The 12,587-nt window shown below is 51.7% G+C and carries 12 protein-coding genes; 7 read left to right on the top strand and 5 right to left on the bottom strand.

Annotated features, from left to right (window positions below; all coding sequences use genetic code 11):
• Nucleotides 1-41: 41 nt before the first annotated feature.
• Complete coding sequence (locus tag G163CM_RS18210) at nt 42-770, top strand: GntR family transcriptional regulator (protein ID WP_231825865.1); 729 nt, start codon at nt 42-44, stop codon at nt 768-770.
• A gap of 38 nt (nt 771-808) precedes the next feature.
• On the opposite strand, the gene G163CM_RS18205 is transcribed toward G163CM_RS18210, so the two are convergent.
• Both G163CM_RS18205 and G163CM_RS18200 read right to left on the bottom strand, forming a co-directional pair.
• Entirely contained in the window at nt 809-2,206 is a 1,398-nt protein-coding gene (locus G163CM_RS18205; protein WP_231825863.1) for a carbohydrate porin, read from the bottom strand.
• 383 nt (nt 2,207-2,589) lie between these two features.
• A complete protein-coding gene (locus G163CM_RS18200; RefSeq protein WP_231825861.1) occupies nt 2,590-3,138 on the bottom strand; it encodes a helix-turn-helix domain-containing protein in 549 nt (182 codons plus the stop codon).
• A 102-nt stretch (nt 3,139-3,240) separates the two neighbouring features.
• On the opposite strand from G163CM_RS18200, the gene G163CM_RS18195 reads away from it, so the two are divergent.
• Both G163CM_RS18195 and G163CM_RS18190 read left to right on the top strand, forming a co-directional pair.
• A complete protein-coding gene (locus G163CM_RS18195) occupies nt 3,241-3,906 on the top strand; it encodes an AzlC family ABC transporter permease (protein ID WP_231825859.1) in 666 nt (221 codons plus the stop codon).
• Nucleotides 3,906-4,229, top strand: coding sequence for an AzlD domain-containing protein (locus tag G163CM_RS18190; protein ID WP_015966528.1), 324 nt, complete (start codon nt 3,906-3,908; stop codon nt 4,227-4,229). The genes G163CM_RS18195 and G163CM_RS18190 overlap by 1 nt, the downstream gene beginning before the upstream one ends.
• A gap of 43 nt (nt 4,230-4,272) precedes the next feature.
• Here the strand turns inward: G163CM_RS18190 and G163CM_RS18185 are convergent, their stop codons facing one another.
• From G163CM_RS18185 to fdhD, 3 genes are all read right to left on the bottom strand, one after another.
• Entirely contained in the window at nt 4,273-4,485 is a 213-nt protein-coding gene (locus tag G163CM_RS18185; protein ID WP_231825857.1) for a YdgH/BhsA/McbA-like domain containing protein, read from the bottom strand.
• A gap of 142 nt (nt 4,486-4,627) precedes the next feature.
• A complete protein-coding gene (locus G163CM_RS18180) occupies nt 4,628-5,662 on the bottom strand; it encodes a YiiG family protein (protein WP_231825856.1) in 1,035 nt (344 codons plus the stop codon).
• A gap of 135 nt (nt 5,663-5,797) precedes the next feature.
• Nucleotides 5,798-6,592, bottom strand: coding sequence for a formate dehydrogenase accessory sulfurtransferase FdhD (gene fdhD / locus G163CM_RS18175; protein WP_420851450.1), 795 nt, complete (start codon nt 6,590-6,592; stop codon nt 5,798-5,800).
• A gap of 462 nt (nt 6,593-7,054) precedes the next feature.
• Here fdhD and fdnG point away from each other — a divergent pair, with 462 nt between their 5' ends.
• From fdnG to fdhE, 4 genes are read left to right on the top strand one after another with little or no spacing between them, the layout of a single operon-like run.
• Nucleotides 7,055-10,105 carry a formate dehydrogenase-N subunit alpha gene (gene fdnG / locus G163CM_RS18170; protein WP_231825853.1) on the top strand — a complete coding sequence of 1,017 codons (3,051 nt, stop codon included), beginning with the start codon at nt 7,055-7,057 and terminating at the stop codon, nt 10,103-10,105.
• Nucleotides 10,106-10,117: 12 nt separating this feature from the next.
• Nucleotides 10,118-11,020 carry a formate dehydrogenase subunit beta gene (gene fdxH, locus G163CM_RS18165; RefSeq protein ID WP_149464253.1) on the top strand — a complete coding sequence of 301 codons (903 nt, stop codon included), beginning with the start codon at nt 10,118-10,120 and terminating at the stop codon, nt 11,018-11,020.
• Nucleotides 11,017-11,652, top strand: coding sequence for a formate dehydrogenase cytochrome b556 subunit (fdoI, locus tag G163CM_RS18160; RefSeq protein WP_015966543.1), 636 nt, complete (start codon nt 11,017-11,019; stop codon nt 11,650-11,652). Before fdxH ends, fdoI begins: the two co-directional genes overlap by 4 nt.
• Nucleotides 11,649-12,578, top strand: a complete 930-nt coding sequence (fdhE, locus tag G163CM_RS18155; RefSeq protein WP_015966544.1) for a formate dehydrogenase accessory protein FdhE — start codon at nt 11,649-11,651, stop codon at nt 12,576-12,578. The genes fdoI and fdhE overlap by 4 nt, the downstream gene beginning before the upstream one ends.
• Nucleotides 12,579-12,587 lie beyond the last annotated feature (9 nt).

The raw sequence follows: 12,587 nt of genomic DNA, 5'->3' as shown, positions 1-12,587 counted from the left end.
ATACACTGGCAGCCTCTTATTCACCGACGACTGCGCATTCCATGGCTGCCCGATACATTGAAATAAAAAACAGTATCAAAGACGATATTCTCAGCGGACGATATCAGGTTGGGGAAAAACTGCCCTCCGAGCGAGAGCTGGCGCCGGTCTATGGCGTGACCCGCGTGACGATTCAAAAATCGATGCATATGCTGGAACAGGAAGGCTTCATCGAGCGGATCCATGGTAAAGGCATGTTTGTGGCAAATACCCTCGCCGAGAATGTCTATTTCCTTAACGATGGCCCGAGCGATGCTTTTCTGGGTTTCTCGCGCGAATTTGGCAGCAAAGCGAATATCACCAGCCGCCTGGTGAGCCAGCAGCTAATCACCGCCCCCGAGCATATTATTAAAGCCCTGAATCTTACCCGTGATGCGCAGGTCCACGCGATACGCCGCGTTCGCCTGATCGATACGGTCCCGGTATTAGTGGAAGACTCCTGGATCGTACAGGCTGTTATTCCGGTTATTCCCGCGTCGGTGCTGGATAAAGGTTCATTGTATGAATATATTGAGCGACTCACCCACAAGAAGATTAAATTCTATAATTCGGTGATTGAGGCCAGTCTTTTTGATGAAACCCTGGCATCGCTGCTGGATGTTGCCGTAAATTCGCCGATGCTTAAAGTCACGGGAACGACAAAACTGGATGATGGGAGTTTGTTTAACTATTCATGCAGCTATAATCGCGCCGATAAGTTCAGAGTCAAAAATAACTGGGTAGGCAAGTAAAAAGCGCCTGCTTGCAGGCGCTTTTTATGTAATGAAACTTAGAAGTAATATTTGAAGCGAACGCGAGCACCGTAGCGGTCGTCGTTACCCGTGTGATTTTCAGCGTTATCGTTATCGCTGTTAATCATAGAGTAGTATGCACCCAGGTAAATATTGAAGTTTTGCATATTCATAACATTCGGAATCAAATAAGAAGCGTGGATGGTATGAATATCGTAAGTGCCTTCGTTATAAATCCAGTCGTCGTCGTCGTGCTTAATCAGACCAGCATAATCATCGATGGTGTTATGCGCGTAGATATAGCCCAGCTCGAAGTTTCTCCACAGGGCGTTTGCTGCCGCAGTGAAGTCTTTTTCATTGTTAGCATCCAGATACGCGGTGTTCAGGTTAACCACAATACCGTTTTCCGGATCGGATTTCTGGCCGTTCCAGGTCATGGTTAAGCCGTAACCAGTACGGTCGGACTGATCGACAAAGTGACCGTCTTTACCAGTATAGCCGTACGCGTTATTAATAACGTTCGATTCCATCGCCGCAGAAATAGAGAATTCATCCTGCGAGTAGGCAATAACTGGACGCAGATAAATCACGTTTTTCTGCTGTTCCATATCACGTCCGTGGAATTCACCCTCCTGATAAAGCGATGTACCGTCTTCCAGCAGACTGTTCACTTCAAAATACCAGTTATCAATCTGTTTGCTTAACAGGAAGTTACCACCTGCATCGGAACGACCGCGACCTTCTTTCATCATATAGATGTAGCCGCTACCGTCGTCATAAAGGTCATTCGCGGTATTACCGGAATGTTCTACGAAAGTATCCTGATTAAGTGGGAACATATCGTATGCTTCGAAACGGCCGACTTTGATTTTCCAGTCATTTTCCTGACCGAAGTAGAACATCGCATCATCGAGGTTCATGGAGCCAGTCATATCGGCCAATGGTTGCGCAGAGAATCCAGCATAATAACCGTTACTCATCTTACGGATGCCATCGAAGCCCAGAGCAATACGACCGTTCAGGTTCCACTGTTCATTGGTTGGGTCGCTGCTTAAATTCGCATTTGTGGCGGCCAACATGCCATGCTTACTTTCCGCATCCATGTTGAATTCCACGTCGCCATAGAATTTAATATCGCCATAACCAGACAGGTTCAGCACTGGCGCAGAAGCATTTTTACGAGTTTCATCCGCAGATTGCTGCCCGTTGACCGCCGTATTACCTTGCGCGGCCTTAATTTCTTTAATTTCAGCGGCCTGCTGTACCTGAAGCTGCTGAACTTTATTTTCTGCCTGAGTCGCGCGGTTTTCCGCAGCTTCCAGACGGTTTTCAAGCATTTCAAGACGCTGTTCTAACGTCATTGTTCTTGGTTTAGCAACACCGGTGTTTGCCACTAACAACAAACCAATGGCGATAGATAATGTTGTTTTCTTCATTATTCGCTTTCCTTGAGATAACTAATAATTAGCAAAACTCTGCGCGATCTTATTCATCTTTTTTATATAAACTTGATGAATATAGTTTTAATAGAGCAGCCGGGCGCAAAATCACATTACAGCATCAATCCCATTGATTTAGTTTCTCACGCCTCAGAAGCTAATAAATATTAGCTAAATAGTTCCGCAAGTAAACGCAGACATTCGTCATATCGTGAGCAAGGTAACACTCGAAACAAAATTAAATAAATGAACAACTATTAATATTTTTTGAATAAATTGGTTTTATTTTTTTATTCGTTATTTGTATAAATAATTTGGATTTTAAAAGGTATAAAATAGAATAAATATATATTTATGCGCACAGACGTGCGCATGAGGCGTTAATTTTGCTCGGCAACCAGAATCGCCAGGGTATCAGGCTCCAGCGCTTTGAAAAGATGTTCCCGATCGCCTGGGTAACAGATGTAATCACCCGCATTTAACTCTTCCGCCGCGTCAGTTAACCCAACCATCGCGCGGCCTTGCGTCACAATGATATGTTCTACTGACCCCACAGGATGAGGCTGCGAGATACGATCCGCCCCCGGCTGAGTGGTCAGCAGATAGATATCGCGACGCGCGGCAGGCGGGCAGGTCGCCAGCAGCGTTGCTTGATAGTTCGCCTGCTCGGCTAATACCTTAACGCCCTCGCCCCGGCGAATCACCTGCGTCTTCTGTACTTGCGGTTCCAGCAGGCGGCTGAAGGGAATATCCAGCGCCACGCAGAGCGACCACAGCGTTTCCAGGCTCGGATTTCCATTCCCCGCTTCAAGCTGGGAGAGCGTTGATTTCGCAATACCGGCCCGACGGGCAATTTCCGCCAAAGATAGCCCTGTTCTCATGCGCTCGCGCACCAGGCTCTTTGCGATCATGCTGATTGGCTGCGTCATAATGCCACTCCATTATTCTATAAATAGAACGAATTGATTATCTTGAAAAGGCCATCTGTTGCGTTCATTATAATGAAAATTCGTTCGATATAGCCAACAATCATGTTCAAAAAACATTTCGGTTGCCTGAAAGGTGACACCTTAAAAGCGATTTTTCTGGTCTGTCTTGCCGTCGGGATCGTCGCGGTTTCCTACGGCTCGCTGGCGATGGCGTACGGTTTTCCGCTATGGGTGCCGCTCATTCTTTCACTCACCGTACTGGCGGGCGCATCTGAGTTTATGTTTATTGGCATCGTTGCCAGCGGCGGCAACCCGCTTGCAGCCGCCGTGGCGGGATTGTTGGTCAACGCACGTCACTTTCCGTTTGGGATCACCGTCCGTGACCTGGTGGGCAAACGCATGATGAGCTTCCTCGGCTGCCACATTATGAATGATGAAAGCGTCGTTTTCGGCCTGTCGCAACCGACACCCGAACAGCGTAAAGCCGCATTCTGGCTGTGCGGGCTGGGCGTCGCCTTTGTCTGGCCTGCGGGAACGCTGCTGGGCGCAGGCGTTGGCAAATTGCTTCCCACTCCGGAAACCATCGGCCTCGATGCCGTGTTCCCGGCCATTCTGCTGGCGTTAGTGCTTCCGGCGTTCAAGAAAAGTAAAACATCGCTTATTCGCGCATCCAGCGGGGCAGCAATCTCACTTGCTTCCGTACCTTTCGCGCCGGTCGGTTTACCCGTCCTGCTCTCCATGCTCGGTTTACTGGCGAGGAAAAAATAATGGGCGACACTACACTGATTATTCTGGGTATCGCACTGCTTTCTGCGGGCACCTATTTAATGCGCCTCGGCGGCGCGAAACTGGGCGGACGTTTGCAGTTCTCTGAACGTTCTCAGGCGCTGTTGTCTGATGCCGCCACCACACTGTTATTTGCCGTGGCGCTGGCCACCACTTTTTACGAGGGCGAACATTTTGCCGGCCTGGCGCGCGTGCTGGGCGTGGGGTTTGCGGTATTTCTGGCGTGGCGAAAGTGCCCGCTTATTGTGGTGATTTTCGCGGCGGCGATCGTGACGGGGTTATTGCGGTTGGCGGGAATGCATTAAGAGAAAAGCGCCCCGAGGGCGCTCTTTCGACAATTACGTTGGCTTATTTATTCAGTTCTGCGGTCATGTGCACGCGGTTACCGGTAAAAGCCTGGGTAATTTTGTAAGATGATGCGCCAGCCTGTTCAGCTTTGGCGGCGATTTTCGCTTCAGCGCTGTCCAGCGTAGAGGCCGTTGCGGTAACAGTCTGTGCAGCGAAAGAACCAAAAGAAGCAGACAGAGCGATAACAGCGACAAAAGTTTTGATGCTTTTCATGATATAAACCCTTTCACTTAGTTGTTTGAGTAAGGCACTGTGCCTTGATGTGATAAATGATAGGTTGATTCATCACCAACTGAAAGCGGAAGGATTTGCCAGAGTAATTCAATTTATTTGAATCATTCTGGCACACCAGAAATCAGAACTCACGTTCAAGATGGTAACTGTTATAGGTGTCGATTAAATCGTTATAGGCATCCACAACCGCAGCATGCGTGCCTTCAACCAGTCGACCATTTCCATTGTTGATCATATAGGTATCATGCTCATCATAAGCCACTTTATCTCTGACGCGACGAAGACGTTTTTTCACGGCCGCCTGGAATTTTTCCAGTTCGGAAATGTAGCCCGGGAAACTGCGGTGCTTGTCGATATCTGCATTCACTTTTTCACTCAGTTGCTTGATGTGGTCACCAAAATCAGCAAGTTGTTTCGATACAGAAGCCACATCAAAATCGTCACCGTATACACCATCATTAATCGTCTCGGCCTCCAGAATCGTTAATAACGTGTAATATTTAATCGATTTCCCCTCTTTTTGTTCCGTAGCTTTTATGTCATTAACAGAACGTTCCCGACTCATAATATTAATATTTTCTATATAATTTTTAGCAATCGGATCGAAGGCATCGTATTGGCTTATAAACTTTTTATGGAATTCTTTCGCGCCTGCAAAATCATCATCTTTATAATCCTGCTGGTCGTAGTACTTATTCATGTCGTTGATCGTGGTTGCCAGTGCTGGCGCAGCATCACTGAAGGCCAAAGCAGCGGAATCCAGAGGTTCAAAATTCGGCTTAAGTTGAGCAACTCTTTTAATATCGTTACGGCAATCCGAAATAAACGCGGGATAGACTGGCCCCATAAGAGAGAGGTTAGGCTCCTGCCCGGTTGGCCCGGTACGGAAATCAGCTAGCTTATCGGCATAACCATGAACGTTCCGATTAATCGCAGTCTGTAGAGTGTTATAACACTCAATATACACGTTAAGTTTTTGGTTCAATACTGTATTACTATCGACCTCTGGTGCCGATGATGCAGGAGATTCCGTTTTTTCTGCGGCTTGTTCTGTGGCCTGGGTGGCAGGCTTATCCTCTTTTTTGTCGTCACAGGCAACCAGGCTAGTGGACATCAGCGCGGCAATAATAACCGATGATAATAAATTCCTTTTCATTAAAAAACCTTATAAATAAAGAGTAAAAATAAATTATAAGGTTGTTTAAAAGGGAAAGGAATTTATTGAAACATATCAATCATAATAAATACTGAATTCAACATTCATTATATCTAATATATTTATTACCAATACTTACTCGCCAGCAATTAATCGTTGCGGATGCGTGTAAATCGTCGCTCTGCCAGGTTTGCAAAAACCCACCAGCGTCAGGTTGCAGCGTTCGGCCACTTCCACGGCAAGCGTCGTCGCGGCAGAGACCGCAAACAGGATCTCGACGCCACACATGGCGGATTTCTGCACCATCTCATAGCTGGCGCGACTGGAAACCAGCGCGGCGCCGTGCTGCCAAAGGTCGCCCTCTTTCGCACGATGGCCCAGCAGTTTGTCGAGCGCTACGTGGCGCCCCACATCTTCATGTCCCCCCACCAGATCGCCCGATGGCATCACCCACGCCGCCGCGTGCGTACAGCCGGTTTCACGGCCCACGGGCTGAACATCATTTAGATGTCTGAGCGCGTGATCGAGATGTGAAAGGTCAAACGTTTGGGTAAATGGCAGCGGCTTGATGGGTTTGCCGATGTCGTTGAGCTGCTCAACGCCGCAAACACCGCAGCCGGTACGCCCGGCCAGTGCGCGACGCCGCTCCTTAAGGCCCATAAAACGGCGACTGGAGAGATCGATTTGCACTTCCAGACCGTTGCAGGCCTGAGTGACTTCGATTCCAAAAATTTCCCGAGGGTGCTCAATAATGCCTTCTGAAAGCGAAAACCCAATCGCAAACGCTTCCAGATCTTTCGGCGTCGCCATCATCACGACGTGAGAGATGCCGTTGTAGACCAACGCAACGGGAATTTCTTCAGCAAGAATATCCTGAGTGGGTTGCATAATCTGTGGCCTTCTGAAGACAGAACGCTCGACGGCACCGATAAGTTGCGACGATGGTTTGACTTCATCTTTAAAATTAAACACGGCAAATACTCTGAACAACGACGGAAAAGGAGAGGCGTCTATTCCATCACATCCGGAGGGAATCAGGGCTTATTATGGATCAAGTTTCTGGTGCAATAACACTCAATCTTCAGTTTCACTCATCCTTTCGTAGCAAAAAACCGATGAAAAGATAATTACCACCAATAGGTTAACCACGTTAAACGCATGGTATTTTTTGCGCGCAATTCGCTTTAAATGCGATCAATATCACAATTCAATGTTAATGCGGGTAAAGTTTGTTCACTCACCGTTAACCGCATTAGAACAAGCCTACCGAAATTGTGGTATTCTCACGCAACGCCCTCCAGGAACTGAGGACGCTAACTATTCAGCATCTTTGCGGCGCACGCGGCGAAGAAAAATTACAAGCAATGACAATGTCGAAACAAGGAGCAAACCATGCAGGTCAGCAGAAGGCAGTTCTTTAAGATCTGCGCTGGCGGTATGGCAGGCACCACGGCAGCAGCGCTGGGATTTGCCCCCAGCGTTGCACTGGCGGAAACGCGGCAATATAAGCTGCTGCGCACCCGTGAAACCCGTAACACCTGCACATATTGTTCTGTCGGCTGTGGGCTGTTGATGTACAGCCTCGGCGATGGCGCAAAAAACGCTAAAGCGTCTATTTTCCATATCGAAGGCGATCCGGACCATCCGGTAAACCGTGGTGCGCTCTGCCCGAAAGGCGCTGGCCTGGTGGATTTCATCCACTCCGAAAGCCGCCTGAAATTCCCGGAATATCGCGCGCCTGGCTCCGATAAATGGCAGAAAATCAGCTGGGATGAGGCATTTGACCGCATCGCGAAGCTGATGAAAGAAGACCGCGACGCCAACTACGTTGCGCAGAACGCCGAAGGCGTGACCGTTAACCGCTGGCTCTCTACCGGGATGCTGTGTGCATCCGCGTCGAGCAACGAAACCGGCTATTTAACACAGAAATTCTCCCGCGCGCTGGGTATGCTCGCGGTCGACAACCAGGCGCGTGTCTGACACGGACCAACGGTAGCAAGTCTTGCTCCAACATTTGGTCGCGGTGCGATGACCAACCACTGGGTCGACATCAAGAACGCCAACCTGATCGTGGTGATGGGCGGTAACGCCGCTGAAGCTCACCCTGTAGGGTTCCGCTGGGCGATGGAAGCGAAAATTCACAACGGCGCGAAGCTGATTGTGATCGATCCTCGTTTCACGCGTACGGCGTCGGTGGCCGACTTCTATGCGCCGATCCGTTCCGGTACTGACATTACGTTCCTGTCGGGCGTTATGCTGTACCTGCTGAACAACGAAAAATTCAACCGCGAATACACCGAAGCCTATACCAACGCCAGCCTGATCGTGCGTGAAGATTTTGGCTTTGAAGATGGCCTGTTCACCGGCTACGACGCGGAAAAACGCAAGTACGATAAAACCAGCTGGAACTACGAGCTGGATGAAAACGGCTTCGCCAAACGCGATACCACCCTGCAACACCCACGTTGCGTGTGGAACCTGCTGAAAACGCACGTTTCCCGCTATACGCCGGATGTGGTTGAGCAGATTTGTGGTACGCCGAAAGCCGACTTCCTGAAAGTGTGTGAGTACATCGCAGAAACCAGCGCGCATGACAAAACCGCGTCGTTCCTGTATGCCCTTGGCTGGACACAGCACTCCATCGGCGCGCAGAACATCCGCACCATGGCGATGATCCAGCTGCTGCTCGGCAACATGGGTATGGCAGGCGGCGGCGTGAACGCCCTGCGCGGTCACTCCAATATTCAGGGTCTGACCGACCTTGGCCTGCTGTCACAAAGCCTGCCGGGCTACATGACGCTGCCAAGCGAGAAACAAACCGACCTGCAAACCTACCTTGCCGCCAACACGCCGAAACCGCTGCTGGAAGGCCAGGTGAACTACTGGGGCAACTACCCGAAATTCTTTGTCTCGATGATGAAAGCCTTCTTTGGCGACAAAGCGACGAAAGAGAACGACTGGGGCTTCGACCTGCTGCCTAAGTGGGACAAAGGCTACGACGTTCTGCAATATTTCGAGATGATGAACCAGGGTCTGGTGAACGGCTATATCTGCCAGGGCTTCAACCCGGTGGCGTCGTTCCCGAACAAAAACAAAGTGGTCGCGTCACTGTCGAAACTGAAGTTCCTGGTGACCATCGATCCGCTCAATACCGAGACCTCTACCTTCTGGCAGAACCACGGTGAGTCGAACGATGTCGATCCATCGAAGATTCAGACCGAAGTGTTCCGTCTGCCATCGACCTGCTTCGCGGAAGAGAACGGCTCGATCGTTAACTCCGGCCGCTGGTTGCAGTGGCACTGGAAAGGCGCGGACGGCCCGGGTGAATCGATCACTGATGGCGAAATCCTTGCCGGTATCTTCCTGCGTCTGCGCAAGATGTATGCCGAACAGGGCGGCGCGAACCCGGAACAGGTGCTGAGCATGACGTGGAACTACTCCACGCCGCATGAGCCGAAGTCCGAAGAAGTGGCGATGGAGAGCAACGGTAAAGCGCTGGCCGATATTATCGACCCGGCAACCGGTGCGGTGCTGGTGAAAAAAGGTCAGTTACTCAGTACGTTTGCGCATCTGCGCGATGACGGCACCACCTCAAGCGGTTGCTGGATCTTCGCCGGTAGCTGGACGCCGGAAGGCAACCAGATGGCGCGTCGCGATAATGCTGACCCGTCAGGCCTCGGTAATACGCTGGGCTGGGCATGGGCGTGGCCGCTCAACCGCCGCATTCTGTATAACCGTGCTTCCGCTGACCCGCAGGGTAATCCGTGGGATCCAAAACGTCAGATCCTGAAATGGGATGGCGCGAAATGGGGCGGGATGGATATTCCTGACTACAGTGCCGCCGCACCTGGCAGCAACGTTGGGCCGTTCATCATGCAGCCGGAAGGGATGGGTCGCCTGTTTGCCCTCGATAAGATGGCGGAAGGTCCGTTCCCGGAACACTACGAGCCGTTTGAAACGCCGCTGGGCACCAACCCGCTGCACCCGAACGTTATCTCCAACCCTGCCGCCCGTATCTTTAAAGGCGACGCAGAAGCGCTGGGTAAAGCCGATAAGTTCCCGTATGTGGGCACCACCTATCGTCTAACCGAGCACTTCCACTACTGGACCAAGCATGCGCTGCTTAACGCCATCGCTCAGCCGGAACAGTTCGTGGAGATTGGCGAGAAGCTGGCGAATAAACTCGGCATTGCCCATGGCGATACCGTGAAGGTTTCCTCCAACCGTGGCTACATCAAGGCCAAGGCGGTGGTAACCAAACGTATTCGCACGCTGAAAGCGGACGGGAAAGATATCGATACCATCGGTATTCCAATCCACTGGGGCTACGAAGGGGTTGCGAAAAAAGGCTTTATTGCCAATACGTTAACGCCATTCGTCGGTGATGCTAACACGCAGACGCCGGAGTTTAAGTCCTTCCTCGTAAACGTGGAAAAGGTGTAACGGAGACGACCTATGGCTTATCAATCTCAAGACATCATCCGTCGTTCCGCGACTAACGGTTTCACCCCCGCGCCTCAGGCGCGGGACCACCAGCAGGAAGTGGCGAAGCTTATCGACGTGACCACCTGTATCGGCTGTAAAGCTTGTCAGGTGGCGTGTTCAGAGTGGAACGACATCCGTGATGAGATCGGCAGCAACGTCGGGGTGTACGACAACCCGGCAGATCTGACCGCCAAATCCTGGACGGTGATGCGTTTCTCGGAAGTGGAGCAAAACGACAAACTGGAATGGCTTATCCGTAAAGACGGCTGTATGCACTGCGCGGATCCGGGCTGCCTGAAGGCGTGCCCGGCGGAAGGCGCTATCATTCAGTATGCCAACGGCATCGTCGATTTCCAGTCTGAGCAGTGCATCGGCTGCGGCTACTGCATCGCGGGTTGCCCGTTCAACGTGCCGCGACTGAACCCGGAAGACAACCGCGTCTATAAATGTACGCTGTGCGTTGACCGCGTGAACGTCGGGCAGGAACCGGCCTGCGTGAAGACCTGCCCAACTGGCGCTATCCACTTTGGTTCCAAAGAGGATATGAAAGCGCTGGCGGGCGAGCGCGTCGCCGAGCTGAATACCCGCGGTTACGAAAACGCCGGGCTGTACGATCCAGCGGGCGTTGGCGGTACACACGTAATGTATGTGCTGCACCACGCCGACAAGCCGAATCTGTACCACGGCCTGCCGGAGAACCCGGAAATCAGCGCCACGGTGAAATTCTGGAAAGGTATCTGGAAACCACTGGCGGCGGTCGGTTTTGCCGCAACGTTTGCAGCGAGCATCTTCCACTACGTCGGTGTCGGCCCGAACCGTGCGGAAGAGGAAGAAGACAATCTGCATGAAGAGAAAGACGAGGTGCGCAAATGAAACGACGTGACACCATCGTGCGCTACACCGCGCCGGAACGTATCAACCACTGGGTCACCGCCTTCTGCTTCATCCTGGCGGCGGTGAGCGGGCTGGGGTTCTTCTTCCCCTCCTTCAACTGGCTGATGCAAATTATGGGGACACCGCAACTGGCGCGCATTCTGCACCCGTTCGTGGGCGTCATCATGTTTGCCTCGTTTATCATCATGTTTTTCCGCTACTGGCACCACAATCTAATCAATCGGGATGATATCTTTTGGGCGAAGAATATTCGTAAGATCGTCGTCAACGAGGAAGTGGGTGACACCGGGCGTTATAACTTCGGCCAGAAATGCGTATTCTGGGCGGCGATTATCTTCCTGGTCCTGCTGCTGGTAAGCGGTGTGATTATCTGGCGTCCGTACTTTGCGCCTGCTTTCTCAATCCCGGTGATCCGATTTGCGTTAATGCTGCATTCATTTGCCGCAGTAGCGTTAATTGTGGTTATCATGGTGCATATCTACGCCGCCCTTTGGGTGAAAGGCACCATTACCGCGATGGTGGAAGGATGGGTTACCCGTACATGGGCGAAGAAACATCACCCGCGCTGGTACCGTGAAGTCCGCCAGAAACAGGAAAAGTCATCTGAATGAGTATTCGCATAATCCCGCAAGATGAGCTGGGTTCGAGCGAGAAACGCACGGCGGAGTACATTCCGCCGTTATTGTTCCCCAGACTCAAGAACCTCTACAACCGCCGCGCCGACCGTCTGCGCGAGCTGGCCGAGAACAATCCGCTGGGTGATTACCTGCGCTTCGCCGCGCTGATTGCCCACGCGCAGGAAGTGGTGCTGTACGACCATCCGTTACAGATGGACCTTACCGCGCGCATCAAAGAAGCGAACGACCAGGGCAAGCCGCCGCTGGATATTCACGTTCTGCCGCGCGATAAGCACTGGCATACCCTGCTGCACTCGATGATTGCCGAGCTGAAACCGGAAATGACCGGGCCAGCGTTAGCGGTTATTGAGAATCTGGAAAAAGCGTCTGAGCAAGAGCTGGAGCAGATGGCCAGCGCGCTGTTTGCGTCTGACTTTGCGTCCGTGAGCAGTGATAAAGCACCGTTTATCTGGGCCGCGTTGTCGCTCTATTGGGCACAAATGGCCAGCCTGATCCCAGGTAAAGCCCGCGCAGAATATGGCGAACAGCGCCAGTACTGCCCGGTGTGCGGCTCGATGCCGGTCTCCAGCGTAGTGCAAATTGGCACGACGCAGGGCCTGCGTTATCTGCACTGCAATCTGTGCGAAACTGAGTGGCATGTGGTGCGCGTAAAATGCAGCAACTGCGAGCAGAGCCGCGATTTGCACTACTGGTCTCTCGATAACGAGCAGGCCGCTATCAAAGCCGAAAGCTGCGGTGACTGCGGCACTTACCTGAAGATTCTGTATCAGGAAAAAGACCCGAAAGTGGAAGCCGTTGCCGACGACCTCGCCTCACTGGTGCTGGATGCGCGTATGGAGCAAGAAGGGTTCGCCCGCAGCTCTATTAACCCGTTCCTGTTCCCGGGAGAGGGGGAGTAAGCTTATGCA

Source organism: Pseudocitrobacter corydidari (assembly GCF_021172065.1).
GTDB lineage: Bacteria > Pseudomonadota > Gammaproteobacteria > Enterobacterales > Enterobacteriaceae > Pseudocitrobacter > Pseudocitrobacter corydidari.
The sequence above is the reverse complement of the archived record's forward strand: the minus strand, read 5'-3'. Positions and strand labels throughout refer to the sequence as shown.